The following is a 22432-nucleotide window of genomic DNA, read 5'->3' on the forward strand; positions in this document are numbered from 1 at the left end:
CCGATGCCGATGCCCAGCAGAAAAATCAAGCCGTCCAGCTTGCCGGAGAACAAGGCCACAATGGATGTTCCTGGACAGTAACCACCGACGGCCATGCCGACGCCAATCAGCACGCCGCCCAGCGAACTGCCCCAGAGGAAGACCGAGGGCACGAACATATTGTCAACAGCAATCACGCCTAGGCCTTGCAACAGATAAAGACCGCCAGCCGACACGAGAATGGCGGTGAACATAACCTTGAACACGGCCCAGTCCTTGAAGCGCAACTGGGCGGTGAGTTTGCAACCGCTGCCGAAGCCGGCGTTTTCAAGGATGTAGCCGAAAATCAGGCCGAGGATGATGCCCGATACGGGGCCGGTGTATCCAAGAGGGAAGCTCATTTCCAGAGTCCTTTCGTGAGTTGGCCGAACACGGCGCCAGCAATGAAAAATCCGATCAGGAACAAGAAGCCCGCAGCGGCCAGCGTTGCGGAGCCCGAGAGTCCCATGCCGCTGGTGCACCCCAAGGCGAGACGAGCGCCAAAACCTGCTGCGATGCCGCCAATGACTGCGAGGACGAGTCGCAGGCTGCGCCCTGCTTGAGTGGGGCCGTCGATTTGCAGCTTGAAGCGGCCCGCCAATACGCTGCCAATCAAGCCGCCGATGGCCAAGCCAACGACTTCCCAGACTACCCAGCGATCCAGACCGACTTCAAACAGGTTGTGGAGATAGGTGTGGGCGGCAACGGTACTGGGATCGACCTTGCCCGCTACGGCTGCAGTCGCCAGGGTGGTTGCACCGGTCACGCCATAACCATTTCCGGTGACAAGAAATGTGGCCAGTAGTCCCAAACCCAACAAAACCCCGGCTACATAGGGGTTCCAGAGTGGACGAGGTGTATTGCGCATGAGTAGGCTTCCTCCAGGGGTGATGCGGCGACATCCGTGCGTGTGGCCGCGCGCTGATCGAACGATCAGCTTGTCTCAAATCAAGTATAGGAAAGATTTCATTATGCTTCCGGGAGTATTAGGGTTTTTCCAGACTAGGACTAACACTGATGCGGCCTCATTGAATTTGCGTTTAATCAAGCTTTTTTGGTGGGCGTGACAGGAATCCCCGAGATGAAAGGGGCTGTATAGATATGCTTGAATACCTAGGCAAAGACTCTCTGGCGAAGCGGTGACGTTCAGTACCGCTGCGGGTTCTCATCCTCAACCAACAGGCTGACTGTTTTGCAGGAGTCGAACCCTCGCTTGCCGCTGGATGGGGCCGAATTTGTTGAACGCCGCCCGAGCGCATTCGGGCACACACTTGCACATCAGGAGACCAGGGTATGGCACATATCGTTGTATTGGGCGCCGGCATTGGCGGCATGCCCGCCGCCTATGAAGCGCGTGAAGCGCTCGGCAAAGCACACAAGATCACGGTCATCAATGCCGTGGACTATTTCCAGTTTGTGCCCTCCAACCCCTGGGTGGCCGTGGGCTGGCGCAGTCGAGACGAGGTGATCTTTGCGATCAAGCCGTATCTGGAGCGAAAGGGGATCGACTTCATCGCCAAGTCGGTAACCAAGATCGAGCCGGAGAGCAATACCTTGACCCTGCAGGATGGTGCCAAGGTCAATTACGACTATCTCATCATCACCACCGGGCCGAAGCTGTCTTTCGATGAGGTGCCGGGTTCCGGCCCGCACGGCGGGTATACCAACTCGATCTGCAGTATCGACCATGCGGAAAAGTGCTATGCCGACTATGAAAAGCTGGTGGCCAATCCGGGGCCGGTGATTGTGGGCGCAATGCCGGGAGCGAGCTGCTTCGGCCCGGCCTACGAATACACCATGGTGCTCGACACCGCGCTGCGCAAGAAAAAGATCCGCAACAAGGTGCCCATCACTTATGTGACTTCCGAGCCCTACATCGGCCATCTGGGGTTGGATGGCGTGGGCGACTCCAAGGGCATCATGGAAAGCGCCTTCCGCAGCCATGACATCCGCTGGATCACCAATGCCAAGACCACCAAAGTGGAAGACGGCAAGATGTTCGTGGATGAACTCGACATGCAGGGCAATCTGGTCAAACAGCATGAACTGCCGTTCAAGCACTCCATGATGTTGCCTGCGTTCAAGGGTGTGGACGCGGTGGCTGCGGTAGAGGGACTGTGCAACCCGCGTGGCTTTGTCATCGTCGATCAACATCAGCGCAGCCCGAAATACAAGAACATCTACTCCGCTGGCGTGTGCATCGCCATTCCACCGACCGGCCCGACGCCGGTTGCCTGCGGCGTGCCCAAAACGGGTTACATGATCGAGTCGATGGTCACGGCCATCGTGCACAACCTCGAGGAGGAACTCGCGGGCAAACAACCCTCGCACCGCGGCACCTGGCAGGCCATCTGCCTGGCCGACTTCGGCAATACCGGCGCGGCGTTCGTGGCCATTCCGCAGATACCGCCGCGCAATGTCAACTGGTTCGGCGAAGGCAAGTGGGTGCACCTGGCGAAGATTGCGTTTGAAAAATACTTCATCCGCAAGATGAAGAAGGGCAACTCCGAGCCGATTTACGAAAAATACATGATGAAGCTCATCGGCATGGAGCGTCTGCTGCATCCCGAACGCAAAGACTGATCCACCTTGCATCAGTTCGAGCCCGCAGGCTGTACGGTCTGCGGGCTTTTTTGTGGGGATCATGGCGGTTGCTTCGCGGCAGAACCCGGCCTGAGCAGTTAGGCTGCCAGGGGTTATTGGCGCTCGAAGAGAAATGATGATGTGGCTTTCCATTGCGATTTTTCTGTTGGCCGGAGCCTCTGCGGGTTTTCTGGGTGGGCTGTTGGGCATTGGGGGCGGTTTGCTGCTGGTGGCGGCGCTCAGCTTTGCGCTGCCCGCGTTGGGCATTCCGGCCGATGAGGTCATTCATGTGGCCGTGGCGACGTCGATGGCCAGTATCGTGCTCACCTTTATTTCCTCTGCCACGGCGCATATCCGACGCGGCGGCGTGCTGTGGCCGAGTTGGCGCTGGCTGGCGCCAGGTATGGTGATCGGGGGTTTCATCGGAGCGCATTTGGCGCAGATGCTCAGCGGCCCAGTCCTGCGCTATGTCATTGCCGGGTTCTGTGCCGTTATGGCGGTACAGATGGCAGCTGGTAAACGCAAAAAGACAGTGCCAGGTCAGGAGCACATTCCGCGTTCACCCTGGTTGTTGCCGGCAGGTGTGGGCATCGGGGCTGTGTCCTCCGTCGTGGGGATCGGTGGCGGGTCGATGACGGTGCCCTTGTTGGTGGCTCTGGGCGTTCAGCCGGTCAAGGCGGTGGCGACGAGTACGGTTTGCGGCTTGGCCATCGCCCTGTCCAGCGCGCTGAGTTACATGATCTCGGTTCATGCGCCCGTCCATCCCCTTCCGCCAGGGGCGTTTGGCTATGTTTTCTTGCCTGCGGCCGCGGCGACCGCTGTCGCTTCGATGGTGCTTGCGCCGTATGGGGTACGTGTGGCGCATCGCATTTCGGGCGACGCGCTCAAACGGGTGTTCTCGATTTTTCTGATTTTTATCGGCGCATTGATTGCGTTCGGTGGGTAATCGACCCGGAGGCGATTAAACTTGATCGCCTGCCAACATTCCCAGTTTCCGGGCGGTTGAGTCTGGAAAATTTCACTTATTGAAAGGGCCGACGAATGTTTCCTTCTCGTATTTCCCGTCAATTCCTGGTGGCTGCATTGGGCGTGAGCCTGATGGCCGCTGCACCCGCCGCGCGTGCCGAACTGATTGGCACGCAGCAGCTCACCCAGCCGCAGCCCGGCCAGGACGCGGCTACGCTGGCCGCGGATCGGTCGACGCTTGACCATTTCATGGCGCGGGCCGATGTGCAGGCCAAGCTGGAGCAAATGGGGTTGAGCCAGGAAGTGACGCAGCAACGCCTGGCGGCGCTGAGCAATGCCGAAGTGGCGCAGCTGGCTGGCAGGATCAACAGCATGCCGGCCGCAGGCGCGCTCGGTTTTCAGGAAATGGTGATCATTCTGTTGGTGGCGATTCTGGTCGTGCTGGCGCTTTGATGGGGTGTGCATGACGGGTCGTCGCCTGCGCGTCGCATCGCAACTGACTCTTGCGCTCAGTCTGTTGCTCGGCGGTTGCGCCGCCTTGCCGCCTGGGGTCTTTTCGACGTCGCCGCTGCAATTTCAGCAGGGGCGCTTGGTGGATGAGCCCGCTGGCTTGCCAGCTTCTGCGAATGTGGCTGGAGTGCCGTTTTTTTCGGATGACAGTCACTACTGCGGACCGGCTTCGCTGGCCTCTGTGCTGGTCTTCAGCGGGGTGCGCACCACGCCGAAGCAGTTGATCCCGCAGGTGTTCACCCCGGGTCTGGAAGGAAGCCTGCAATTCGATCTGCTCGGGGCGTCGCGCCGGGCAGGGCGCATTCCTGTGGTTCTACCTCCCAAGCTCGGCGCTGTGTTCGAGCAGGTGGCTGCCGACTTTCCAGTGGTGGTGCTGCAGAAGGTCGGGTTGGGTGCGCGCGATTGGCACTATGCCGTGCTGGTGGCGTATGACTTGCCGGGCGATCGCGTGACTCTGCGTTCCAGTACGGCCCGTGATCTGCAGCTTTCCATCGAGCAGTTTGATCGGTCTTGGGCTGCAGGCGGGAGATGGGCGTTCATTGCCGTCAAGCCGGGGCAGTTTCCGCCTGGAATTGATGAATTGACGTATTTGCGCGCCGTGGCCCCGCTCGAAGGCGTGGCGCCTGAGGCGGCACGCACCGCTTACGAGGCGGCGCTCAAGCGCTGGCCCAAGGCGTGGATTGCCATGATGGGGCTGGGCAATCTGGCTTATGCGCGCAAGGACTATCCGCAGGCCGCGATTCATTTCGCCGAGGCAGCAAGAGCGAACCCTTCCGACGGCGATCCCATGAACAACCTCGCGCAGGCCTTGCTCGCTGCGGGAGACTGGAAGGCGGCGCAGGGGGCGATCGAGGTCGCATTGCGCCTCAGCCAGCCGCACCCCGAGGCGTATCGCAGCACGGCGGCTGAAATCTCCAAGGCGCGCGCCGCGGCCCTGGACCCTACCCAGGCGCCGTGAACCGGCGGCGGCCTGAGGGGTATTACCAGCTCGGTCCGCCCGTCAATCCGCTTTCGCGGTTTGGCTTTGCCCCTGGCTGGCGTAGTAGCGCGCAATGAGTAGGGTATCGGCGTCGCTCAGGCGCTGGCTGAACTGGCTCATGCCTTTGTACACATCGTTTTGACGCTCGCCGTTGTGATACAGGCGCATGGTGCGGATGAAGTAGTCGGTCGTCTGACCCGCGATGGCAGGCGTCGTGCCCTTGCCTTCGCCGTGCAGGCCGTGGCACGACGCGCAGGCGGTGATGAGGCGGTTGGCGTCGCCTTTGCGCACGAGTTGCTCCACCCGCTTGTGCTCTGCGGCGGTTAGCGGCGCGGCGAGAGCGGCCTGTGCCTGCGGCGCTACGGGCTTGGGCAGGCTGGCGTAGTAGGCGGAGACATCCGCGATCTGTTGCGGGGTCATCAGGCGGGCGATGCTGGTCATCAGCCCGGCGCGTTCGTCCTCAAAGCGCAGGCCGCTGCGATAGTCGAGCAGCATCTTGGCGGTGTAGTCGTAGCGCTGGCCGGCGACGCTGGGCCAGTTCATCGTTGCGGCATTGCCAGCGGCGCCGTGGCAGGAGGCGCACATCATGGAATCGTGCACGGCCTTGCCCGCGGCGGCATTGCCTTTGGGCAGATCGCCCAACGCGGTGTGCAGGGTGACGGGGCTCCAGGGCTTGGGCGCGGGTTTGTTGTGTTCGCTGGCTTGCGCAAGGGAACTGGCGAGAAGCGCGGCGGCCAGGGCGAGTGTGCGCGACGCAGCGGGGAATGCGGCGGTGATCATGCGAAGATGTCCTGAGTGAAGGCCTGAATCCAGGCTTGCTGATAGACGGCGGACAGGCGGATTTGCGCGGGCGTGGCGTCGAGCGGCAGGTAACGCGCTTTGTTGACCCGGCCGATCTTGCCGTCTTCCTTGATCTTGAATACGTCGGCGACGAACAGACCGTAGTCTTTGCCGGCCAGGGCGTAGCAGGTGTTCTCCCAGACGGGCGTGCCGGGGTCTCGTCCCGCCAGACCGTCGGTAATGACCCGGGCCACCCATTTGGCCTGGGTGTTGGCCGAGAAGCCCGACTTGGGCATGACATCGGCGATGCTGGAATCGCCGATCACGTACACGTCTTTGTGCAAGGTCGATTCAAACGTGGTGCGGTGCACCGGGCAAAAGCCGCTGTCGTTGGTGAGGCCGAAGTCGAAGGCGATCTGCCCGGCGACCATGGCCGGGATGATGTTGATCACGTCGGCTTTGATGGCGCCGCCCGCGGTGTGCAGGGTCATGGTCTTGGCGTCCAGACGCTGCGGGGTGCCGCCGGCCTTGGCCTGAATCCACTCCAGCGCGCAGGGTTGGGTGGAGGGCTGGAGTTTGGCCGCGAGCTTGGTGCGGTACTCCTGCGGCGGCTGGAAACCATAGAGCCGGTTCCAGCCGAGCAAGGCGGTTTCGTCGGTGACGAAGCTGTCCTTCGGGTCGGCGATGATGACCTTGGCGCGCGGGTTGTGTTTGCTGAACCACTCCGTCATCAGCGCGGCGCGCTCGTAGGGGCCGGGCGGGCAGCGGTAGGGGTTGGGCGGTGCGGCCAGCACGAAGGTGCCGCCGTCGCGCATGCTCTGCAACTGCTTGGCCAGCAGGGCGGTCTGCGCTCCGGCAATCCAGCCGCTGGGCACTTGGCTGTCGGCCAACTGTTCGCTGTAGCCGGGCAGGCTGTCGTAGCGCAGCTTGATGCCGGGCGAGACGATGAGTTTGTCGTATCTCAGCACTTTGCCGCCCGCGGTGGTGACGGTTTTGTTCACCGGGTCGAGGCTTTTGGCGGCATCGAACACGAAGGCCACGCCATGCTTGTGCTGCAGCGCGTCATAGCTCACCCGCAGGTCTTGCATCGTGACGTGCGCGTTGAGCACCTCGCTCGATCCGTAAGGGCGGATATAGACCGGATTTTTTTCGATCACCGTGACTTGCAGGCTGGGATCGGCCAACTTGAGGTATTTGGCCGCCGTGGCGCCACCCACCCCACCGCCGACGATGACGATGCGAGCAGACGCCTGACCGGCGCGGGCGATGGCGGGGAAGGCAACAGCGCCCAATGCCGTGGCACTGGCGAGCAGAAATTGACGACGAGAGTTCATGGTGTGCCTCTTATTCGGGTTTGACGGCGGCGAAGTAGCTCGCCATGGCGTCGATTTCGCCATTGCTGAAGCCCTGCGCCACATGGCCCATCAGCGTGGAGGGGCGCTTGCCATCGCGGAAATCGCGCATGGCCTGCGCCAACTGCGCTTTGGGCATGCCAGCCAGGGGCATGAAGGCGGCGGCGTGTAGCCGTCCGTCCGTGCCGTGGCAACCGGCGCAGGTTTGCGCCATGGCGGCGCCGGTGGGCGGTGCTTTGGGTCCGGGCGGCAGGGTTGCGGCGGCTGGTGTGCCGACCGCTGCGGGTGCGGCAGGCGCGGCAAAAGCGGGAGCATTCGCGCCGAGCAGGACGATGGCGAACACGAGCCCGATCAGGACGAGGGTGAGGTGATGAAGTCGCATACGAAATCCTTATCGCGCCCAGACGACGAAGCCGACTACGAAGAATTGAACGATCCAGAGGCCGACCAGCCACATTGAAACCGTGCCGATGCGGTCGATGGCGGCCGATGGGGTGTAGATCTGGCCCTTGGGCGTCTGCCCCACCTTCCAGGCAATGGTGAGAAAGTAAGCCAGGGTGCTGCCGCCAATGAGGGCGAAGGTAGAGAAGAACAGCACGTTGCTGTACCAGTCGAGGTGCACGGGGTAGGTGAACACGTCATAGCCGTGTATGCCCTTGAGCACCGTCCAGCGCAGCACTTCGCGCAGCGCGGCCACGGCAATCAGCGCCACTGCGCCGAGGGCGAAGGGGGCGTAGCCGAGGGAGGTGTGCAGCGTGCGCTGGCCCAGCACCGTGGGCAGCGCCACGGTGAGCAGCAGCAACGCCACGCTGAGCAGCACGATGGGCGAGGTGGCAAACCCGGCGATGTTGGCAGGCAGGGTGGCCATCCAGCCGCCGAGAAACACCAGGGCGATCACCCCGCCGATATTGAGCATCTTGCTGGCGAGGGCGCCGACCCACTGGAGGTAGTTCGCCTCGGCCAGTTGCCCCGCGCTGAGGTAGCGGCGATAGGCGAACAACCAAGCCCCCGTCACCGGTGCGGCCAGGGCGATGAAAAAGCCGAAGCGCCACAGGTTGTAGTCGTGCAGCGTGCGGCCGCGCGGCTCGATCACCCCGCCCGGCGCGTACCAGCTCATCCACTTCTCGGGGCTGAGCATTTGCTGGGTGAGCACATGCATGATGAAGCCCACGACCAGAAACAGCGCCAGCGCGGCCACCAGGCTCCAGCCCGAGCGCGTGTCGTGCTGAGGGTCGTCGAGGTGATGATTGCGACTGTAGAAAAAGTACAGCGCCATATAGCCGGCAATGAGCAGCACGATAAAGCCCACCACCCACCAGGCCGACAGCACATTGCTGGTGTACCAGAACGGGTCATAGGTCACCTGCACGAACAGCAGCGGTGCGACGCCGAGCACCACGGCCACCGAGACGGCGATCTTGGCGGTGGTGGTCATGGCCGCGGCAAGGCGGCGGCGCATGGGGTTGCGGCTGAAGGCGTTGGCGAGCACCAGTGCCGTGCCGCCGAGCATGACCTGTACCGCTGCGATGTGCAGCGCAAAGGTCAGCACGCCCAGCACCAGAAAGACGATGGGGTGAGACGGAACCCCGGCGACGTCGCGCAGGGCATAGAGCATTTCAGAATTCATGTCAGCGCACCTCTTGGGTCAAGGTTGCGGGCAGCGCAGCGGCTTGGTCGGCCTGCGCCAGTGCCGCCTTGTGCTGGATGTGGGCGATGGCGGCCTGCGGCTGCTTCATGTTGACGATGAATACCGCAAGCGCCTCGGCTTCTTCGGGCTTGAGCGGAATCATCGGCATATACAGCGTGGCCCCGGTGGAGAGCGCGCCGCGCAGGTAGTTTTCCACCTCGGTCACGTTGGTCGTGCCGCCGAAGTAGCGATGCAGCGGTCGCATGCCGGTATCGCTCAGCGAGTGGCAGTTGGAGCAGGTCGTCAGCGCCAGCGACTCGCCGACTTTGAGCATGTTGTCCGGCGTGACCACGCGCAGCTCGTTGGGAACGAACACCTGCGTCTTGAGAAAGCCGTGCGTCTCCAGCAGTGGAATCTCGCTCTTGATGTTCATGCCCGGCACATCGCGGCCGACGACCTGGTTGGAATAGATGTACTGCCCGGCCACCCAGGGCTTGCGGATGGACTCGCGCGCCACTTCCTCCGGCCACAGCCCGAACAGCAAAATGCTCACGGTGGCCACCGACGCCCCCCACACCACCAGGGTGCGCGAGGAAATCAGCGTCATCACGAAGTAAGCCAGAGTGCCCAGCAGCACGGTGATGATGGCTGGCTGGAAGTAGGACGGCAGGCGGTTGTCCATCACCAGATGCGCGGTTTCTGGCAGGGTGCGGATATACCACTGGAACAGCGCCGCGCCGGTGATCGACGACACGATGCCCAGCCAGGCCAGCTTGCGCGAAATCTCACGCTTGAACGCCGGATCGGTGATACGCGCCGCGACGATGCCGCCGACCACCGCCGTCATGGTGAACATGAACGCGGTGCGCATGGCGAGCTGGGCGAAGGTGTTGCTGCCGTAGAAGCCGTTGAGGTAGCCCCCCTCAGTGAACCAGACCTCCTTGCCCGGCACCATCATGAACGACAGGATGCCCAGGATGATGAGCATGGTGGTGTAAGACGCCATGCCGAAGATCACGGCGATGCGCATATGCGTGCGCTGATCGACCCGGCCGACCAAGTAGATCACCAGATAGACGCCGACCACCTCGATGACGAAAAACACCCATTCGGTGGCCCATTTCCACACAAAGCTGTGAATCAGCGCCGAAATGCCGCGCGGACTGGCCACAGTGGTGGTGAACCAGATGCCCGGCCCGGTGATCGAGCCGATGACATATGAGAACACCAGCAGGAACATGCCGTATTTGCGGATGTAATCCAGCAACTGCGGCTGATTGCGCCGGTAGGCGAGCACCGCCAGATAGGCAAACAAAATGGCCGCGCCCACCGAAGTGTGCGAAGCCAGCACATGAATGGTGGCCATGATGCCGACGACCCAGCCACTGCCCACACCCGGTTCATACCAAGTGGGATAAAGCCCGACCCAATCCATCTCGACTCCTAGTCTCGGTGCGATCTGCACCGCAATGTTGCAAAAGACAACACTTTGTTACTGGAAGGAGTATCGAGAGAGGAGCTCAGTAGGGATTTGATCTACCGCAAATTGCAAATTGAGACTTGCAGGTTTATCTATGTGTGAGTGACTGGGGTCACAAACGGCCCGTGTGGTGCAAAAATTCAGGGTTTACGCGAATTGCGTTCGCTGGGGCGGACCGTTGATCCGCACCGGGGTCTGTGTCTGTCGGCGCGGTTTCATTTGATCTCACGCAGACGGGCTGCCGTCGCGGGCGCTGGAGGCGAGGCCGCTGCTCAGCGTTGGCCGATGGCGGCGTTGGCAAACACGCCGCGGGCGTCCCGCGGCTCGCTGCGCCAGTATTGCGGCGGTACCTTGACCTGCGCGCCCAAGGCGGCTGCGGCGTGCCAGGGCCAATGCGGGTTCCACAGCAGGGCGCGGGCCAGCGCGACCAAATCGGCCCGGCCCTCGGTCACGATGGCTTCGGCTTGTTGCGCCTCGGTAATGAGGCCAACGGCCATCGTGGGCAGCCCAGTCGCCTCTCGCACCGCCTGAGCCAATGGCACCTGATAGCCGGGGCCGATGGGGATTTGCTGCTTGGGGGACAAACCGCCGGAAGACACGTCGGTCCAGTCGCAACCCCGCGCCTTGAGCGCTAGCGCGAAGGCAAGGGTTTGCTCCAGATCCCAGCCGCCTTCCACCCAGTCGGTTGCCGAGACCCGCACGCCCAGCGGAATAGTCGCGGGCAAGGCGGCGCGCACGGCATCGAACACTTCCAGCGGATAGCGCATGCGCCGGGTCAGGCTGCCGCCGTAGCCGTCGTCGCGCTGATTGGACAGCGGCGACAAAAACTGGTGCAGCAGATAGCCGTGCGCGCAGTGCAGTTCCACCGCTTGCAGGCCCAGGCTGGCGGCGTGTCTCGCGGCTTGGACGAAGGCGTTGCGGATGCGCTCAAGGCCGCTGGCTTCCAGCGTTTGCGGTGCAGCCTCCTGCGCGCCGTGCGGCACCGTGGAAGGGGCCACGGTGGGCCAGCCGCCTTGCGAAGCCGGTAGCAGTTGACCGCCGTCCCAGGGGCGCGCGCTCGATGCCTTGCGCCCCGCGTGCCCGAGTTGAATGCCGATGGGCATGTCGCTGAAGCTGCGCACATCGTCGAGCACGGCGCGCAGCGCCGCTACGTTGTCGGCTGAATACAGCCCCAGACAACCGGGGGTGATGCGGCCGATGGCTTCGACCGCGGTGGCCTCGATGAACAGCAGGCCGGCGCCGCTTTGCGCCAGCTGGCCAAGATGCACGCGGTGCCAGGGCATGGCATTGCCCTCCACGGCGCTGTATTGGCACATCGGACTGACCACGATGCGGTTGCGCAGGCTGAGGGCGCCGAGTGAAAACGGGGAGAAGAGTTGAGACGACATAGGCAATGAACGAAAGAATCTGACAAGCAGCTGCAACGGGCGGCTGGCGTGGAATAAAACATCTCGTTCCATTGTCCCCGCGTCAGCCGTTTTCTGCAGGGCAGGGCGGTGCGATCAAGCGGCGACTTTGTTCCAGCGATGGATGGCGGCGTCTTGCAGCCCGCAAAGATCCGCCATGCGACGCAGCACGGCGAGATCGCCATTGGTGTAGATCTGCGGCAGTTCGGGCCTCTGTGCGCTTGTTTGTTGCCAGAGACGCGCGGCTTGCCGCGCCACTGGCTCGGCGGTGTCGAGCAGGTGCACTTGGGGGCCGAGTTCGGCCTGAATCTGCTCGGCCAGCAGGGGGTAATGCGTGCAACCCAGCACCACGGTGTCGCAGCCGGCTGTGCGCAGCGGCGCGCAGAACTGACGGATCAACTGCTGCACTTGCGGCGCCTGCAGATCACCACGCTCCACCGCGTCGGCCAGACCGGGGCAGGGCTGCAGCACCGGCTCGGCCGCGCCGGCATGGGTGTGCAACAACCCGCGGAACTTGGCACTGCGCAGGGTGGACGGGGTGGCCAGCACGCCGACGCGCCGCGCGTCGCTGCGGGCCATCGCGGGCTTGATGCCGGGCTCGATGCCCACGAAGGGCAGATCGAATTCCGCGCGCAAAGCGGCGATGGCCGCCGCGGTGGCGGTGTTGCAGGCCACGACGATGAGGCGAGCGCCTTGCCCGATCAGAAAACGGGTGATCTGGCGTGCGCGTTGCTGCAGAAAATCATCGGGCCGGTCGCCGTAGGGCGCGTAGGCCGAGTCGGCGACGTAGATCAGGCTGACCTGCGGCAACTGCGCCCGCAGCGCGCGCAGCACGGTGAGGCCGCCCACGCCGGAATCAAAGACGCCGAGCTTCGGGGTTGGGCTCATGAGCGACGGCTTGGCTGAGCGGGCTCGGCATCCGCGCATTGCGGGCAGATACAGGCCAAGCCGATGCACGCGGGCGGAATGCGTGCCAGGGTTTGCGGCGCAAAGCGCACGCTGACGCACCAGCAAGGGGCCGATTCATCCCCCGCGGCCCGCACGCACGCATTGGGTCGAGCGCACAGCGGGCAGCGCGCGGGGTCGCAGGCGAGGTGGTCAGCGGCCATCGGGGGCGTTCAGGCGGCAGTGATGGGGATTTGCGGCATTTGCGCGATGCGCGCCCTCCACTGCGCCGGGCCGGTCTGATGCACCGAGATGCCCCGCGCATCCACCGCCACGGTCACGGGCATGTCCTGCACGGTGAAGGCATAGATCGCTTCCATGCCCAGGTCTTCGAACGCCACGACGCGCGCCGCCTTGATGGCTTTGGCCACCAGATACGCTGCGCCGCCAACAGCGATGAGCGAGGCGCTGCGGTGCTTTTTGATGGCCTCGATCGCCACCGGGCCGCGTTCGCCCTTGCCGATCATGGCAATCAGCCCGGTCTGTGCGAGCATGGTCTCGGTGAATTTGTCCATGCGGGTGGCGGTGGTCGGGCCGGCCGGGCCCATGACTTCGTCGCGCACCGGATCGACCGGGCCGACGTAGTAGATCACCCGGTTGGTGAAGTCGACGGGCAGTGTTTCGCCACGCCCCAGCATGTCGGCAATGCGCTTGTGCGCGGCATCGCGCCCGGTGAGCAGTTCGCCCGAGAGCAGCAGGGTGTCGCCCGGCTTCCAGCTCGCCACTTCTTCTCGGGTCAGGGTGTCGAGATTGACCCGGCGGCTGCGTGCGGCATCGGGCTGCCAGTGCACTTGGGGCCAGAGGTCGAGACTGGGCGGATCGAGAAAGGCCGGGCCGCTGCCATCGAGCACGAAGTGGGCATGGCGGGTGGCGGCGCAGTTGGGGATCATGGCCACCGGCTTGCTGGCCGCGTGGCACGGGTAGGTCTTGATCTTCACGTCCAGCACGGTGGACAGGCCGCCGAGACCCTGAGCGCCGATGCCCAGCGCGTTGACCTTTTCAAACAACTCGATGCGCAGTTCTTCCAGCTTGTTTTGCGGGCCGCGTGCCAGCAGATCGGACATGTCGATATCGTCCATCAATGCTTCCTTGGCCATGAGCATGGCCTTCTCGGCCGTGCCGCCTACCCCGATGCCCAGCATGCCCGGCGGGCACCAACCAGCGCCCATGGTCGGCAGGGTGGCGAGCACCCAATCGACCAGGTTGTCGCTGGGGTTCATCATGATGAACTTGCTCTTGTTCTCGCTGCCGCCGCCTTTAGCAGCGACCTTCACCGACACGGTATTGCCGGGCACGAGGTTGACGTTGATGACGGCCGGAGTGTTGTCGCGCGTGTTCTTGCGGGCGAAAATCGGATCGTCCACGATCGAGGCGCGCAGCACGTTGTCGGGGTCGAGATAACCCTGCCGTACCCCGGCGTTGACCACTGCATCGAGGCCGTCGTCGAAGCCTTCAAGGCGCACGTTCAGGCCGATGTCGAGAAAGACATTGACGATGCCCGTGTCCTGACAGATCGGGCGATGCCCTTCGGCGCACATGCGGCTATTGGTCAGAATCTGCGCCATGGCGTCCTTGGCCGCAGGCGACTGCTCGCGCGCATACGCTCTAGCCAGATGGCTGATGTAGTCGGCCGGGTGGTAGTAACTGATGAACTGCAGCGCTGCGGCGATGCTGTTGCGCAAATCGGCGGCACGGATAACGGTGGTCATGGTGTGAACGGTTTGTTGTGGATGAAACAGGTGGCGCCGGGATTGACAGGCGGCGGGCCTAATGAGCCTCGTCCGCCTTGACATGGCCCAGCAGCATGGTGCGGGTCATCATGCGGTCGGTGTAGGCGATCGCCATGGCCGAAAGCAAGAACACGACATGGATGGTGGTCTGCGCCACCAACGCTTTCACGCTATAGGCGTCGGCGTTGATGAAGGTGCGCAGCAGGTGGATGGACGAAATGCCGATGATGGCCATCGCCAGCTTGACCTTGAGCACCGAGGCGTTGACATGCGACAGCCATTCCGGCTGATCGGGATGGTCTTCGAGGTACATGCGCGACACGAAAGTTTCGTATCCGCCCACGATGACCATGATGAGCAGATTGGCGATCATCACCACGTCGATCAGACTGAGCACCACCAGCATGATGGTCGTCTCGGTGAGTTTGGGCGCGGCGCTATGCGCCAGAGCCTGCGCATCCTCCACGGGCAGAGGATTGCGCACGGCGATGGCTTCGAGCAGGTGTGCCAGCGAGGCCTGATTGCCGAATGCCGCGCCGACCAGATCGCTGAGTTCCACCCAGAAGTGAAAGACATACACCCCGAGTGCCAGGATCAGCCCCACATAAAGCGGCAACTGCAACCAGCGGCTCATGAACAGCAGGCGGGGGATGAAGGGGACGTGCGGCAGGTCGGGCGGACGAGGCATGGCGGTTCCGGTGACGGGGATTGAATCGCGATTCTAGAAGGGCACCGTCTCGCTCCAATTCATCCCCACGCCAGCGCTGCGCACTATGCTCGAGGTGCAGCGTCAGGGCTGCCGTCAGGGCTACGTAAGGGCGCAAAATTCAGATAGCAATGTTTTTTCCTGCGCCTTTGCGCTGAGATTTCACAAAACGAAGGAGACTGTCATGAGCGACACCGCCACACACCCGCACGAACGCAAGGTTTATTACCCCTCCCCGCAAGCCGTGCAGTCCGCCCGCATTTCCGGCATGGACGCCTATCGCGCCCTCTGCGCCGAGGCCGAGGCCGATTACACCGGCTTCTGGGGGCGCATGGCGCGGGAAAATCTGCAATGGCAGCATCCCTTCACCCACGCACTCGACGACAGCCAGGCCCCGTTCTACAAATGGTTCGACGATGGTCGGCTCAATGTGTCCTTCAACTGCCTGGATGTGCACGTGCAGGCCGGCAAGGGCGACAAGACGGCGATCGTGTTCGAGACCGATGACGGCGCCGTCACCCGCGTGAGTTACGCCGAATTGCTCGACAAGGTGGGCCGCTTTGCCAACGCACTCAAATCGCTCGGGGTGAACAAGGGCGACCGCGTGGTGATCTACATGCCCATGTCGGTTGAGGGCGTGGTGGCCATGCAGGCCTGCGCCCGAATCGGGGCCACGCACTCGGTCGTGTTCGGCGGTTTTTCGGCGCAGTCGCTGCGCGACCGTATCGAAGATGCAGGCGCCGTGCTGGTGATCACCGCCGACGAACAGCGACGCGGCGGCAAATCGCTGCCGCTCAAAGCCATCGTCGACGAGGCGCTGGCGCTCGGCGGCTGCGACACCATCCGACATGTCGTGGTCTATCAGCGAACCGGCGGTAACGTGGCCTTCGCCGCCCCCCGCGATCTCTGGATGCACGAACTGTCCGCAGCCCAGAGCCCGGATTGCCCGCCGGTTTGGGTCGAGGCAGAACATCCCCTGTTTCTGCTCTACACCTCCGGCTCCACCGGCAAACCCAAGGGCGTGCAGCACTCCAGCGCGGGTTATCTGCTCTGGGCCAAGCTGACCATGCTCTGGACTTTCGACATCCGCCCGGACGACCTGTTCTGGTGCACCGCCGATATCGGCTGGGTGACCGGGCACAGCTACATCGCCTACGGTCCGCTGGCTTGCGGCGCCACCGAAATCATGTTCGAGGGTGTGCCGACCTTTCCAGACGCCGGACGCTTCTGGAAAATGATCGAGCAACACAAGGTCACCATTTTCTACACCGCGCCCACGGCCATCCGCTCACTCATCAAGGCGGCAGAGACCAACCCCGCCGTGCACCCGCGCAACTACAAGCTCGACAGCCTGCGCATCCTTGGCACCGTCGGCGAGCCCATCAACCCCGCGGCCTGGGAGTGGTATCACGAGCACATCGGCGGCGGTCGCTGCCCCATTGTCGACACTTGGTGGCAGACCGAGACCGGCGGCCACATGATTACCCCGTTGCCTGGCGCGACGCCCATGGTGCCCGGCTCCTGCACTCTGCCACTGCCCGGCATCACCGCCGAAGTGGTGGACGAAACCGGCCATGACGTACCTTGGGGCACCGGCGGCATTCTGGTCATCAAAAAGCCCTGGCCAGCCATGATCCGCAACATCTGGGGCGATCCCGAACGCTTCAAGAAAAGCTATTACCCCGAAGAACTGGGCGGCTACTACCTGGCAGGCGATGGCGCCATTCGCGACCCCAATGACGGCTACTTCACCATCACCGGCCGCATCGACGACGTGCTCAACGTCTCCGGCCACCGCATGGGCACGATGGAAATCGAATCCGCCCTGGTTTCGCACCCGCTGGTGGCCGAAGCCGCCGTGGTCGGCCGCCCGGATGACATCACTGGCGAAGCCATCTGCGCGTTCGTCGTGCTCAAACGCCCCCGGCCTGAGGGCGAGGAAGCCCTGAAAATCGCGGCCGAACTGCGCAACCATGTGGGCGTGGAAATTGGCCCCATTGCCAAGCCGAAGGACATTCGCTTCGGCGACAACCTGCCCAAGACGCGCTCCGGCAAGATCATGCGTCGCCTCTTGCGTTCTCTGGCCAAGGGAGAGGCTGTCACCCAGGACACGTCTACGCTCGAAAATCCCGCCATCCTCGACCAACTCGGCAAAACGCATTGACCCTGAAGCCCCCAAGCCGGGAGCCCTCGTCTGCTATAGTTACGGGTTACCGGAGAGATGGATGAGCGGTTTAAGTCGCACGCCTGGAAAGCGTGTAAGGGTCAATAGCCCTTCGGGGGTTCGAATCCCCCTCTCTCCGCCAGGACATAAGCCTAAGTGATTGATTCACTTAGGCTTTTTTCTTTTCAGGCTCTGCTCGGTCTTACCGTAGGTCTTACCCGCGTGCAATGACGGGTTGAACCGGTGCGCGGCAAGCCCCTCCGTTCAGGCTTGCTGGCACGCAGGCGAGGCGCTGGGCTTAGACCCCCACAGTCTGAAGCGCCTCGATCAACGCAGAGGCGGTCACCTCTTCTTGCTGCAAATCCACACCCAGCAGCGACAAGGCCCGCAGAGCTTGCGCCGGGGAAAGATCGAATGCCGGGACGCTGATCGTCTCGGATTTGTGCGGGCGATCCAGCGCAGGGGCTTTTGGATTGCGAGACAGATTCTCGCCGACACCCGCCGCCTCAAAATCGCGCTGCGATTCGTGCGCAGGAATGACGGCCTGGTCGCTGTCCTCGGCCTGCTCTGCGGCAAGTTCCTGGTCAAATGCTTCGCCGTCGTCGGCCTGCTCTGCGACAAACTCACGCTCAAACTCGCGGTCAGCCCCAGTGTTCAGCGAATCCGCAGGCTCGGCATCGAACGCATCCGACGGTGCTGCCGCAGGAATCGAGGGGGATGCAACAGGCGTCGAGAACGGAGCGGGCGACTTTTCTTTTCGCGCCAAATCCAACACGCTGCGTGTGCCTGGATAGATCGGCGTGCCATCTTCCGTGTAGGTGGTGTGCTCTTTCCAGATCGCCACAAAGTTGTCGTACAGCGTTGCGGGCTCGCCTTGTTTGCGCGCCTTGCGCAGCGAAGACAACAGCCGGCCCGTCACTTCCAGCCCGGTGATGCCCAGGGCGCGAAGTTGTCCCACTTCTTCGGCCATGTCGATCATGTCGATGTGCGACTGAATCCGCGTCTCTTCCATCCCGAAATGCCGGGCAATGGCATACACGTTCGGAAACAGGCCATCGTCCAGCATTTTTTTCCAGGCACGCCCCATGTCCTCGGCGGACATATCCTGCCGCAGCAGGTTCTCGGCGACCTGCATGCGGAAACGATCGTCCGATTCGACCGAATCCACGACGGCAGCGATGGTGTCGAAGTTGTATCCCGCACGCGGGGTGTAGCCCAGCGCCGTCAGGTCTTCGTTTTCCGCCAGTTCGCGCGCCCATTTGCGCGCGATCAGCGCCGCGGTCACCCGGCGCTCGCCAGTCACCACCTTGAACAACCCGCCCAGGGCGGTCGTCACGGTGATGGGTGTGCGCACGCCGTCTTGCAGGATGTTGACGGCCAGGCGCACCAGTTCCGTGCTGTCGTCGCGGGCATCGCCGGACGCCGCAAGCAGGGCGGGCACGTTGCGCAGGGGAATGTCTGGCGGAACGGGTACGCCGTCGGTGTTGTCCGGTGAAAATCCCAGCTTGAGCTTGCGAGGCTGGCTCGGGTCGAGGCGGATTTTGTCCAGCACTGCGTAAGTCATCGCCGCGTGGTTGCCCGCGGCTTGAATTTCAAGCAGAAGGTTGGATTTCAGTTTAGAGGCCATCAGCATCTCCGTTCGATTACACGATTTCAAGCAATCAGGGTGTCGCAGACACGTTTCCAGTCCTGCGCGTAAGGCTCTTTCTTTGCGAAGCGCCACACGGGTTTTCCCGCGTCTCGCGCCTGCCGCACGCCCTCTCGCTCGGCCAGCCCCGGCCCTACAAAGCTGGACCGGAGGGCGGCTTGCATGGCAGCCACGGTTTGCATCTGGCCGACCGAACGCTTTTTAAGGCGGTTCGCCACAACCCGGAGTTGCAGCGCCGGATTACGAGGCCGCAGGCTGTCCACGACGCTCTGCATGATTTTCAGACCCTGCAGCGCGAATACGTCCGGCTCCACAGGGGCAATCAGCACGTCGGCCAGCAATAGCGGGGCGGTTTGCAGCGTGCCAAAGTAAGGCGGCGTGTCGAAAACGATCAGATCGTAACCCCCAGGGAAACGGCGAAGGGCTGCAAGCGTCTCTTCAAGCGACAGCGTCTCAGCGCCTGACAGTGCGGGACTTGCGACCAGCACGTCAAAGCCCCAGGCGGTTCGGGTGGGCTGAACAAGGGCTTCATCATCCCACAGGTTTTCCGCCAGTCCGGCTCCGCCATCGGGGACAACGACGCTGGATGCGGATGCCTGCGGGTCCAGATCAACCAGTAGCGTGTTCCGGCCAGCATCGACGCCGGCGGCGGCCAGATGCAGGGCCAACGTCGTTTTGCCGACGCCGCCCTTGCGATTGGTCACTACACAAGTTTTCATAGTGCGTGCTTTGGTGTGTTAGGGTTTGATGCAACTAGCACACCAGAACAAGCGAACTCAGCCTGCGTGCTTGGCATCCTCTGCGTTGGCCCGCTCACGGGCCTCATACTGTTGTTTGCGAGCATCCCTGATTTTTTTGATCGCTGGGGTCGGGTTCTTGTACCAGACAAAGTAGTACACAGCGGTATATAGCACAGTCGATGGACTGACCCCGTTGTTTGCAGCGACCGATTTCACGCGCAGCGCCAGTTCTTCGGGCACCCGCATGTTCACTTGCAGCCAACCAGTGGCAACTGTTGTGGTGACCGGCGTCTCCAGCGCTGTGCCGTCGTCCGTTTTCACCACAACAATCTTTTCCTCGCGGCGCGACAGCGCCTGCGTCTCCCGCCATTTAAGGCCCAGCGCCCACGGTGCTTCGTGCAGGAATGTACGAATCAGCGTGTCGTACAGCGACATGAGGGTTCCCCCGTACCGTGGGGCCAGCCGGTGTTTCAGGTCGGCCATCACCGGCGCGGGAAGGCGCGTTGTGAGGTCCACATAGTCTTTGCGGACACCTTTCTTGATTGGGGTTGCCATGGTGTGCTCCTGTGTTTTCCTGCGCCATGCAGGGGTTCTGTCTAAACAGTGTATAGCAGACTTATATCCGGCGTATAGCAGAATGTAATAAGTTGCAAGCAATGTGTGAACTGGAGCGGACAAAAACAAGAAGATTCCGGGCTGCCCGGAACTAGGGGCTCAGGCCAATCTCTCGGTCAGCCCCACCTTTTTCGCGGACAACCCTCACGCGAAGGACTTTTTCCGGGCTTTTTGCGAGCGCCATGGGTGTGCCAGGGCGCATGGACTCCGGGATTTGGGTCAGTACGTCTTTGGGCACGCTCACGCGCTCCTGCACAGGCCCGCGTAGAACAATCAGCATCCTGTCTGGGTTGCTGGACGGCGCTATTCCCTCGAACTTTCCTGTAACGCTGGGACGGTCGTCCAGGCTCACCAGCCGGGACGTCTGCGCCTGGGGCGCACGCGGCAGGTCAGGGCGCAGGTCAGCGTTCTCCGCGGCAAGCTCCACCGTTTTGCGCCACTGCACGCCCAGATCGGCCCGCTGCCGTGCTGTATCCAGCGTCGGCGCAGCGGAAGCAATGTCTTTTTCGCGCGCCGTGCGGGCCGCGCCGGTTTGCAGGTCGATACGGGAGACAAGCCCAAGTTCTTCCCCCGTCTGCGCACTGCGGTAGTGTGCCTGCAATGTGCCTGTCGGCGATTGCTGCGCAGCGAACATCAGCATTTTTCGAGAGCGGGCTTCTTCTTCCAGATTTTTCCAGGTCTGCGCCGCCCCCTGCGTGTAGCCCGGCGGGTGCTCTGTCAAAGTCAGCCCCTTGTCTGGGTCGATTCGGACGTGAAGACCGGGCAGCTTGCGCAGCACAGCGGCTTCCTGCGCGTGCTCGGATTGGCGCAGCGCAGCGGCCATCGAATCCAGAGGAACCGATGCGCCTGCGGCCAGATCAACCGCTTGCGGGCGCAAAAGGCCCTTGTGCTCTGACACGATGGCACGCGCGGCCTGCACGTCTCGTGCGTGCTCTTGCGAATGCACGTAGGCGTGAGATCGGGCCGTCACCACGACGGGTGCCGTTGCGTCCAGCGCGCGGATAGACACCTGCCGGGGGCGTCCGGCGATCTGCTCGACAGCGACTGCGGTCTGTCCCTCGGACGGGACGATGGCTCGCACCTGGGCTGGGCCAGCCTCATCAATCAGGGTGTGGCCCGGACGCAGGTCGGCGGCGGGAATGGATAGGGTTTTGGCGGGCATGGCTCAACGCTCCATCGCTTTGTTGCGCGACGGCTGCGGGTCAGCCTCGACCTGCAGGCCCGCCTTGGGTTCATAGCGCAGCTTGATCGGGGTTCCAGCGACCAGATCGTGAGAAACTTTGCCTGCGGGTACGGTGATTGCAACGTCCACCCCAGCACGCTGGACATGGATTAGGTCACGTTGCGGGTCTGGCGTCGGCTCAATCCGCGTCAGTTTGCCGGTCAGCCTGCCGGTCTCCTCGATCCGTGCGATGGCCTGATCAGCCGTCATGTCCCGGTATTCCGCCGCCTTGCGGTCTTCCTTGTCAAGCATCTGGCGATGTTCCTTGATCGCTTGGGCAAACTTCTTCTGCAGGTCAGGATACTCGTCAAGCACCCGCTGGGGTGGCATGCTTTTAGGCTCCATGCCGGGCGGACGAACCGCCTCAGGCATGTTGTCATACAGAGCGTTGTTGACCCGGTTTTTGTGCATCATGCGCAGGGCATCCTCTGCGGTCGGCCCCTCGGCGTAGCCCATCAGTTCACCACGTTGCGCGCTCCCGTTGAACACGGCCCACTCCCGCGCGGCGTGCGCGCCGAGCTTCATCGCCGTAGCGCCGGTGGCGAACTCGGCGAGTGTCATCTCGTGAGGCTGCCTGGCCAGCAGCGCATCTTCACGCCGAAGTGCTAAGTCTTTTTCGTGCACCAGGAAAGAATAGGTTGCCATTTCGGTGAGCAACCCGTCATGTCGCCCTATGAATGTCTCGGACGACGACACCGGCCAGCCGATACCCTGTTCTGCTACCCACGCCTTTACGTGGGCGACCTCTTCCTTCTGCAGTCCACTTTCATCGCGGTTGATGAGAGCGGACGCCCAATGCGCGGGCGCTTCGATCTCGACGGTCTTGAGATTGCGTTGTGTCGATTCGGTGGCGTTGACAGCCTGCTCCGGGTCTTTGACGCTCAAGGACAGCGTTGTCGCCAAAACCTTGTCGGCGGGCCGGTAGGTCAGGTGAAATTGGTTTCCTGTGTCAAAATCCCGT

Annotated in this window: 21 protein-coding genes, 1 tRNA gene and 1 pseudogene; 6 read left to right on the forward strand and 17 right to left on the reverse strand. The window is 62.8% G+C overall.

All coding sequences use genetic code 11. The annotated features are described in order from the left end of the window. Together ABT24_RS12315 and ABT24_RS12320 are read right to left on the reverse strand one after the other, a co-directional pair. Positions 1-380 (reverse strand): YeeE/YedE thiosulfate transporter family protein (locus ABT24_RS12315; protein WP_286737914.1); only part of this gene is annotated, 380 nt, incomplete at its 3' end. After that, complete coding sequence (locus ABT24_RS12320; RefSeq protein WP_276730674.1) at positions 377-886, reverse strand: YeeE/YedE thiosulfate transporter family protein; 510 nt, start codon at positions 884-886, stop codon at positions 377-379. The genes ABT24_RS12315 and ABT24_RS12320, both read right to left, overlap by 4 nt. 425 nt (positions 887-1311) lie before the next feature. Between ABT24_RS12320 and ABT24_RS12325 the strand changes: the two genes are divergently transcribed. The 4 genes from ABT24_RS12325 to ABT24_RS12340 all read left to right on the forward strand — a co-directional run bounded on the left by ABT24_RS12325 (position 1312) and on the right by ABT24_RS12340 (position 5035). Then, positions 1312-2601, forward strand: a complete 1290-nt coding sequence (locus ABT24_RS12325; RefSeq protein WP_276730673.1) for an NAD(P)/FAD-dependent oxidoreductase — start codon at positions 1312-1314, stop codon at positions 2599-2601. Between the two features lie 139 nt (positions 2602-2740). Continuing rightward, positions 2741-3547: a sulfite exporter TauE/SafE family protein gene (locus ABT24_RS12330; protein WP_276730672.1), complete on the forward strand. Its 807-nt coding sequence runs from the start codon at positions 2741-2743 to the stop codon at positions 3545-3547. A 95-nt stretch (positions 3548-3642) separates the two neighbouring features. Then, positions 3643-4020 (forward strand): PA2779 family protein, encoded by a 378-nt coding sequence (locus ABT24_RS12335; protein ID WP_013123653.1) that lies wholly within the window; start codon positions 3643-3645, stop codon positions 4018-4020. Between the two features lie 10 nt (positions 4021-4030). After that, positions 4031-5035 (forward strand): PA2778 family cysteine peptidase, encoded by a 1005-nt coding sequence (locus ABT24_RS12340; protein WP_276730669.1) that lies wholly within the window; start codon positions 4031-4033, stop codon positions 5033-5035. Between the two features lie 42 nt (positions 5036-5077). On the opposite strand, the gene ABT24_RS12345 is transcribed toward ABT24_RS12340, so the two are convergent. The 10 genes from ABT24_RS12345 to ABT24_RS12390 all read right to left on the reverse strand — a co-directional run bounded on the left by ABT24_RS12345 (position 5078) and on the right by ABT24_RS12390 (position 15064). Further along, on the reverse strand, positions 5078-5836 hold the full coding sequence (locus ABT24_RS12345) for a c-type cytochrome (protein WP_276730667.1): 759 nt from the start codon (positions 5834-5836) through the stop codon (positions 5078-5080). Beyond that, positions 5833-7170, reverse strand: a complete 1338-nt coding sequence (locus ABT24_RS12350) for an FCSD flavin-binding domain-containing protein (RefSeq protein ID WP_276730663.1) — start codon at positions 7168-7170, stop codon at positions 5833-5835. The genes ABT24_RS12345 and ABT24_RS12350 overlap by 4 nt, the downstream gene beginning before the upstream one ends. 10 nt (positions 7171-7180) lie before the next feature. Then, the gene (locus ABT24_RS12355; RefSeq protein ID WP_276730660.1) at positions 7181-7570 is read right to left on the reverse strand and encodes a c-type cytochrome; all 390 of its coding nucleotides are present in this window, start codon (positions 7568-7570) and stop codon (positions 7181-7183) included. Between the two features lie 9 nt (positions 7571-7579). Beyond that, positions 7580-8815, reverse strand: a complete 1236-nt coding sequence (locus ABT24_RS12360) for a hypothetical protein (protein ID WP_276730658.1) — start codon at positions 8813-8815, stop codon at positions 7580-7582. A gap of 1 nt (position 8816) precedes the next feature. Further along, positions 8817-10250: a cytochrome c gene (locus ABT24_RS12365; protein WP_276730654.1), complete on the reverse strand. Its 1434-nt coding sequence runs from the start codon at positions 10248-10250 to the stop codon at positions 8817-8819. A gap of 317 nt (positions 10251-10567) precedes the next feature. Next, positions 10568-11683 carry an NADH:flavin oxidoreductase/NADH oxidase gene (locus tag ABT24_RS12370; protein WP_276730652.1) on the reverse strand — a complete coding sequence of 372 codons (1116 nt, stop codon included), beginning with the start codon at positions 11681-11683 and terminating at the stop codon, positions 10568-10570. Between the two features lie 114 nt (positions 11684-11797). Continuing rightward, positions 11798-12589, reverse strand: coding sequence for a glutamate racemase (gene murI, locus ABT24_RS12375; RefSeq protein ID WP_276730650.1), 792 nt, complete (start codon positions 12587-12589; stop codon positions 11798-11800). Beyond that, positions 12586-12810, reverse strand: a complete 225-nt coding sequence (locus ABT24_RS12380) for a cysteine-rich CWC family protein (protein ID WP_276730649.1) — start codon at positions 12808-12810, stop codon at positions 12586-12588. The genes murI and ABT24_RS12380 overlap by 4 nt, the downstream gene beginning before the upstream one ends. Before the next feature lie 9 nt (positions 12811-12819). Then, a complete protein-coding gene (locus tag ABT24_RS12385) occupies positions 12820-14355 on the reverse strand; it encodes a fumarate hydratase (protein ID WP_276730647.1) in 1536 nt (511 codons plus the stop codon). A 58-nt stretch (positions 14356-14413) separates the two neighbouring features. Beyond that, the gene (locus ABT24_RS12390) at positions 14414-15064 is read right to left on the reverse strand and encodes a YqhA family protein (RefSeq protein ID WP_276730645.1); all 651 of its coding nucleotides are present in this window, start codon (positions 15062-15064) and stop codon (positions 14414-14416) included. Between the two features lie 202 nt (positions 15065-15266). On the opposite strand from ABT24_RS12390, the gene acs reads away from it, so the two are divergent. Both acs and ABT24_RS12400 read left to right on the forward strand, forming a co-directional pair. After that, a complete protein-coding gene (gene acs / locus ABT24_RS12395; protein WP_276730643.1) occupies positions 15267-17246 on the forward strand; it encodes an acetate--CoA ligase in 1980 nt (659 codons plus the stop codon). Between the two features lie 51 nt (positions 17247-17297). Further along, positions 17298-17388, forward strand: a tRNA-Ser gene (locus ABT24_RS12400). A gap of 156 nt (positions 17389-17544) precedes the next feature. Here ABT24_RS12400 and ABT24_RS12405 read toward each other — a convergent pair. The 5 genes and pseudogenes from ABT24_RS12405 to ABT24_RS12425 all read right to left on the reverse strand — a co-directional run. After that, positions 17545-18969, reverse strand: a complete 1425-nt coding sequence (locus ABT24_RS12405; RefSeq protein ID WP_286737924.1) for a ParB/RepB/Spo0J family partition protein — start codon at positions 18967-18969, stop codon at positions 17545-17547. Next, positions 18900-19613: a ParA family protein gene (locus ABT24_RS12410; RefSeq protein ID WP_286737926.1), complete on the reverse strand. Its 714-nt coding sequence runs from the start codon at positions 19611-19613 to the stop codon at positions 18900-18902. The genes ABT24_RS12405 and ABT24_RS12410 overlap by 70 nt, the downstream gene beginning before the upstream one ends. A gap of 57 nt (positions 19614-19670) precedes the next feature. Further along, positions 19671-20189 (reverse strand): hypothetical protein, encoded by a 519-nt coding sequence (locus ABT24_RS12415; RefSeq protein WP_286737927.1) that lies wholly within the window; start codon positions 20187-20189, stop codon positions 19671-19673. Between the two features lie 151 nt (positions 20190-20340). Further along, entirely contained in the window at positions 20341-21411 is a 1071-nt protein-coding gene (locus tag ABT24_RS12420) for a hypothetical protein (RefSeq protein ID WP_286737928.1), read from the reverse strand. A 3-nt stretch (positions 21412-21414) separates the two neighbouring features. Beyond that, a pseudogene (locus ABT24_RS12425) lies at positions 21415-22432 on the reverse strand (hypothetical protein); the annotation flags it as partial.

This window comes from Thiomonas sp. SCN 64-16, from assembly GCF_001725585.1.
In the GTDB taxonomy this organism is placed as follows: Bacteria; Pseudomonadota; Gammaproteobacteria; order Burkholderiales; family Burkholderiaceae_C; genus Thiomonas; species Thiomonas arsenitoxydans.

Excerpts from the sequence above, each read along its gene's own strand:
- ABT24_RS12355 (WP_276730660.1), bottom strand. The coding sequence starts at position 7,570 with ATGCGACTTCATCACCTCACCCTCGTCCTGATCGGGCTCGTGTTCGCC.
- ABT24_RS12340 (WP_276730669.1), top strand. The coding sequence starts at position 4,031 with ATGACGGGTCGTCGCCTGCGCGTCGCATCGCAACTGACTCTTGCGCTC.
- ABT24_RS12420 (WP_286737928.1), bottom strand. The coding sequence starts at position 21,411 with ATGCCCGCCAAAACCCTATCCATTCCCGCCGCCGACCTGCGTCCGGGC.
- acs (WP_276730643.1), top strand. The coding sequence starts at position 15,267 with ATGAGCGACACCGCCACACACCCGCACGAACGCAAGGTTTATTACCCC.
- ABT24_RS12345 (WP_276730667.1), bottom strand. The coding sequence starts at position 5,836 with ATGATCACCGCCGCATTCCCCGCTGCGTCGCGCACACTCGCCCTGGCC.
- ABT24_RS12335 (WP_013123653.1), top strand. The coding sequence starts at position 3,643 with ATGTTTCCTTCTCGTATTTCCCGTCAATTCCTGGTGGCTGCATTGGGC.
- ABT24_RS12385 (WP_276730647.1), bottom strand. The coding sequence starts at position 14,355 with ATGACCACCGTTATCCGTGCCGCCGATTTGCGCAACAGCATCGCCGCA.
- ABT24_RS12350 (WP_276730663.1), bottom strand. The coding sequence starts at position 7,170 with ATGAACTCTCGTCGTCAATTTCTGCTCGCCAGTGCCACGGCATTGGGC.
- ABT24_RS12390 (WP_276730645.1), bottom strand. The coding sequence starts at position 15,064 with ATGCCTCGTCCGCCCGACCTGCCGCACGTCCCCTTCATCCCCCGCCTG.
- ABT24_RS12325 (WP_276730673.1), top strand. The coding sequence starts at position 1,312 with ATGGCACATATCGTTGTATTGGGCGCCGGCATTGGCGGCATGCCCGCC.
- ABT24_RS12330 (WP_276730672.1), top strand. The coding sequence starts at position 2,741 with ATGTGGCTTTCCATTGCGATTTTTCTGTTGGCCGGAGCCTCTGCGGGT.
- ABT24_RS12370 (WP_276730652.1), bottom strand. The coding sequence starts at position 11,683 with ATGTCGTCTCAACTCTTCTCCCCGTTTTCACTCGGCGCCCTCAGCCTG.
- ABT24_RS12320 (WP_276730674.1), bottom strand. The coding sequence starts at position 886 with ATGCGCAATACACCTCGTCCACTCTGGAACCCCTATGTAGCCGGGGTT.
- ABT24_RS12410 (WP_286737926.1), bottom strand. The coding sequence starts at position 19,613 with ATGAAAACTTGTGTAGTGACCAATCGCAAGGGCGGCGTCGGCAAAACG.
- murI (WP_276730650.1), bottom strand. The coding sequence starts at position 12,589 with ATGAGCCCAACCCCGAAGCTCGGCGTCTTTGATTCCGGCGTGGGCGGC.
- ABT24_RS12415 (WP_286737927.1), bottom strand. The coding sequence starts at position 20,189 with ATGGCAACCCCAATCAAGAAAGGTGTCCGCAAAGACTATGTGGACCTC.
- ABT24_RS12365 (WP_276730654.1), bottom strand. The coding sequence starts at position 10,250 with ATGGATTGGGTCGGGCTTTATCCCACTTGGTATGAACCGGGTGTGGGC.
- ABT24_RS12360 (WP_276730658.1), bottom strand. The coding sequence starts at position 8,815 with ATGAATTCTGAAATGCTCTATGCCCTGCGCGACGTCGCCGGGGTTCCG.
- ABT24_RS12380 (WP_276730649.1), bottom strand. The coding sequence starts at position 12,810 with ATGGCCGCTGACCACCTCGCCTGCGACCCCGCGCGCTGCCCGCTGTGC.